The sequence below is a fragment of the Arthrobacter sp. H41 genome (assembly GCF_000520535.1).
In the GTDB taxonomy this organism is placed as follows: Bacteria; Actinomycetota; Actinomycetes; order Actinomycetales; family Micrococcaceae; genus Arthrobacter_D.
In genome coordinates this window covers 1-3729 of sequence record NZ_AZRZ01000467.1, presented here as the reverse complement: position 1 = coordinate 3729, position 3729 = coordinate 1, and the positions used below count along the sequence as shown (strand labels likewise).

4 protein-coding genes and 1 pseudogene are annotated in these 3729 nt (G+C 64.8%); 1 reads left to right on the top strand and 4 read right to left on the bottom strand.

From position 1 onward, the window contains the following. From Y705_RS0101450 to Y705_RS0101440, 4 genes and pseudogenes are all read right to left on the bottom strand, one after another. A pseudogene (locus Y705_RS0101450) lies at positions 1-303 on the bottom strand (winged helix-turn-helix domain-containing protein); the annotation flags it as partial. Positions 304-454: 151 nt separating this feature from the next. Next, on the bottom strand, positions 455-889 hold the full coding sequence (locus tag Y705_RS20875) for an FAD-dependent oxidoreductase (protein WP_253908438.1): 435 nt from the start codon (positions 887-889) through the stop codon (positions 455-457). Beyond that, positions 861-1586 carry a class I SAM-dependent methyltransferase gene (locus tag Y705_RS0101445; protein WP_026531579.1) on the bottom strand — a complete coding sequence of 242 codons (726 nt, stop codon included), beginning with the start codon at positions 1584-1586 and terminating at the stop codon, positions 861-863. The genes Y705_RS20875 and Y705_RS0101445 overlap by 29 nt, the downstream gene beginning before the upstream one ends. Beyond that, the gene (locus Y705_RS0101440) at positions 1583-2713 is read right to left on the bottom strand and encodes a type III polyketide synthase (protein WP_026531578.1); all 1131 of its coding nucleotides are present in this window, start codon (positions 2711-2713) and stop codon (positions 1583-1585) included. Before Y705_RS0101440 ends, Y705_RS0101445 begins: the two co-directional genes overlap by 4 nt. 320 nt (positions 2714-3033) lie before the next feature. Between Y705_RS0101440 and Y705_RS21640 the strand changes: the two genes are divergently transcribed. Further along, a complete protein-coding gene (locus tag Y705_RS21640; RefSeq protein ID WP_155849848.1) occupies positions 3034-3177 on the top strand; it encodes a hypothetical protein in 144 nt (47 codons plus the stop codon). The last annotated feature ends 552 nt before the right edge of the window (positions 3178-3729 follow it).

The window sequence follows — 3729 nt, the reverse complement described above, 5'->3', positions numbered from 1 at the left end:
TTCGGGGCGCGCGCGCCGGGCCACGGTGGGGTCACCGAGTGCCGCACGCACGGCATCGAGATCGGAACCGGGTGTGTCTGCCGGTGCGAGGGCTACCACCGCGTGGCTCTCCGCCGTCGGCACGAGGGACTGCACGTAGGCATGGACGTCCTGTACGAGCTTCGAGAAGGTCGTGCCCGCCGCTGCGGCGGTGGCCTCATCGAGCGCGACGTACAGCACGAACCCGCGCGCGGTCGTGTCGCCGGTGACCGCCTGCGGCCCGGGCACACCATTGGGGGCGACGACGGGAACCGGAGCACTCAAGGGCTGTGCGGAGCGTCTGCCCCGGACACCACCTGGGGGCGTGAAGGCGGATGCGGGACTTGCTGCGCGTGGGCGTTGAAGGAAGGTGGGAACTGCTGGCGTGCCTGGCGGTTCTGCGGGGAGCGGAGGGAGATATGGACGTAGCCCGGATTTATTGACATGTTAACAACCTCGTGAAGTGTGCCGTCGTCGCGGTTCGAATGCGGGATGTGCCCGGTCGGAATGAAGAGGAATGCCCGCCGTTGGGCTTGAAGTGCGTAGGAGGGGTTGGGATGTAACCGCTACGCGTGCATTCGATAGCAGCGGAGGTCCGCTCCGGACGTGGCGTCCGAGGAGGAAACTGCGGCTGCGGATGCGGAATTGGCACGCCCCTCGACACCAGCGTCGCGGCCACTCCTGCTGAATCCAGGGACGTGAGGGCTGGCGGGTGGATGCCGATGGCGCGGGAATGCCTGCTGCGTTCGGCACGCCGCTCCAGCACGACGGCGTCGAGCCCCGCCCGCCGGAGCAGCAGTCCCGTGTAAAGGCCCACCGGCCCGCCGCCTACCACCAGGACGTCACGCACGATCGTTGCCCCCTGGCTCATATACGAGCGAGTGGTGAAACAGGGGCGAGCTCCGAACACTCCAGCCCGTCCCATGCTCCTCTTTCAGACGCAGTCGGAGCTCGGTCGGCGTGTAGCTGCGTCGGATGGAGGTGCGTCCGTCAGCGCGGATGTAGGAATTCCGCAGGGGAAGCGTTCCGGCCGAGAACAGCCCGTACGCCACCCGGTGGCGGACGATGTCGCTGTGCACGGCGATGCCGGGGGAGAGCTGTTCGGTGTCCCGGAGCAGACCGGTAAATTCGCCGGGGGACAGGTGATGCAGCAGATGATTGGAAATCACCGCATCGAACGTCCGGCCTTCCGCCACCAGCTCGGAACTGAACGCCCGGCGGAACGTCAGCCCGGGCACCTGCGGTTGTGCGACAGCGAACGCGTGGGCGCGTTCATCAGGGTCGATCGCCGTGATATCAAGATTGAGGCCGTCCCTGCGCGCCCACCGGGCAAGGGCCCGCGGCACATCTCCGCCGCCGGAGCCGACGTCGAGCAGTGAACACGACGACGAGGTCGACAGGCGCGGCCGCAGCAGCGTGACGTAGGTGTGCCGCCAACCCGACACCACCGCGTTGACGAGGCCGAATTGCCGGTACGTGTTCTCCAGCAGCACCGGGTCGCAGTCGGGCCTGTCCATCTCCTCGATGGCGGCTGTATCCCGCCGGGCCAGGAAACCGGAAGGGCTCATGCGCCTACTTTGGTGAAAAGCGCGGTCTCCACGGTGAGCCCGGGGCCGAAGGCCATGGAGCAGATGCGGCCGTTGCCGCCCGACGACGGCAGCTCAAGAATATGCTTCAGAACGAACATCACGGTGGCGCTGCTCATGTTGCCGAACTGCCGAAGCGTCTCGCGGGCAGGCGCAAGCTGCTCTTCGGCCAGGTCCAGTTTCGCTTCGACCTTGTCGAGGATGCTGCGCCCGCCGGGATGGATCCCCCAGTGCTCGATGTCGCGGTATGCCCTTCCCCGCAGCGTTTCGTCGTGCGCAAGGAGCGGTTCGAGGGCACCCACGATGTGCTCGTCGATGATGTGGGGGACATACGTGCCGAGAACCATCTCGAAGCCCTCATCGCCGATGTTCCAGGCCATCGACTCCTCACCCACCGGGGTAAGGACGGTCTCGAAGTGATCAAGGCTGAGGGCGGGGCCGTCGAGGGGAAGGTCGCGCGCGGTGACGATCGCGGCAGCGGCGCCGTCGGCGAAGAGCGACGAGCCCACGATGGTGTCGGGATTGTTCGAGGACCGCACGTGCAGTGAGCAGAGCTCGGCGCTGATCACGAGCACGACGGCGTCGGGCTCCGCCTCGCAGAAGGCCTTCGCTGACCGGAGCGCAGGGAAGGCGGCATAGCAGCCCATGAAGCCGAGGTGGTAGCGCTGGACCGACGGCGCGAGGTCGAGGGCCCTCACCACCTTGTAGTCGGGTCCCGGCGCGAAGAACCCGGTGCAGGACACCGTCACCACGTGGGTGACGTCGGCGGCTTCGATGCCCGTCGCGGCTGCGAGGGCCTTGCGGCCGGCCTCGATGAAGAGCTTGGTGCCCTCCTCCGCGTACACCTCGTTGCGGGTCTTGGTGCTGGGCGAGAGGATGCGCATCTCCCTTCTGTCGAAGAAGACCGGGTGCTCGGATTCGCTGTCCAGTGTCAGTTCCTTCACCACCGTGTACCGGGTATCGATCCCCGAGGAGTCGAAAGCCGTATTGACGAGCCGGGTGCCGAGCCGGGTGAGATCGGGCTGGGCAGCGAAGACATCGCGGACCTGCGGCTGCTTCATGACCGTTTCGGGCACGGCGGTTTCGAGGGACCTCAGCATCACTGTCATAGTCCATTACTAAAGGACCGCCAGGCTAAACACAATGAGGCCAAGCCGTCCGGCACCATGGTACGGACAGTAGGCTTAGTATTCCCACAAGCCCCGACATCCGACGCTGTCGTGCTCGGTATGGGGTACAAGTCCGATCTCGCCGTGCAGGCGGCAGTGGAGGCTTCTATAGTGACACTCCTATAGAGGTTCTCAAGCCGCCAAAGCGATCCCGGGCGGCGCGGCGCGGACCTGATCATGAAGGGTGCGGGAGAGTCGTCGGCCCCCCAAGTCCCTTAAAAACGCTTGATGCGCTACATCACCATGCCTAGGGTTAGTCCATGGACACGAACAAGAGGATCATGGCCGCTTCCGCCGCCGTCGTTGCCGGGCTGTTTCTGGCTGCATGTGACAACACGGAAGCAGAGCAACCCACCGAGACGACCGCGCCGACGGACGAGGGCGACACTGGTACCGGCTACTGAGGTGGATCCATGTAGCGGTCGCGCAGCAGTTCCAGGGCGGCGGGGCGGATTCATTCGGGCTCGTCGACGATGATGCGCTGGACATAGTTCTTGCTGTGCCGGTATCGCGGGATGGCCGCGGGTTTATCCTCGAGGTGTTGCTGGATGTAGATGTTGGTGCGGCTGATGACCTTGTCGAGCTCGTCCTATAACGCCCGGGGGTGGTGAGCACGCCGGGGGTGTAGAACACGGTGCGTCTTTGGCCAGGGCGGCGTAGACCTTGGCATCATCCTCTGAGCGTGGCCCCAGTAACGACGAAAAAGGTGCCCGCAGGAGGATGGCTGACCGCTACTCGGGGAGCTGCAGTCCTATGCGGAGCATCGTATAATTTTGCACAACCGGTTTCTAGATTTATGGCTAAATCCGCTAGTGATGCGCATAGGTCAGGGGCAAGGGAAAGCGCGGGACCTGACAGGTCGTGCTCATCCGACGGCGATAGGCATCCCCTTATGCAGTGAGAGGTTTGAGGCATGCAATCTGATGTACACCCTCCTTCACCGGAGCCGGACACAC

What these genes read in the sequence shown, in the direction of transcription:
- Y705_RS20875 (WP_253908438.1), bottom strand. Translation starts at nt 889, where the DNA reads ATGAGCCAGGGGGCAACGATCGTGCGTGACGTCCTGGTGGTAGGCGGC.
- Y705_RS0101445 (WP_026531579.1), bottom strand. Translation starts at nt 1,586, where the DNA reads ATGAGCCCTTCCGGTTTCCTGGCCCGGCGGGATACAGCCGCCATCGAG.
- Y705_RS0101440 (WP_026531578.1), bottom strand. Translation starts at nt 2,713, where the DNA reads ATGACAGTGATGCTGAGGTCCCTCGAAACCGCCGTGCCCGAAACGGTC.
- Y705_RS21640 (WP_155849848.1), top strand. Translation starts at nt 3,034, where the DNA reads ATGGACACGAACAAGAGGATCATGGCCGCTTCCGCCGCCGTCGTTGCC.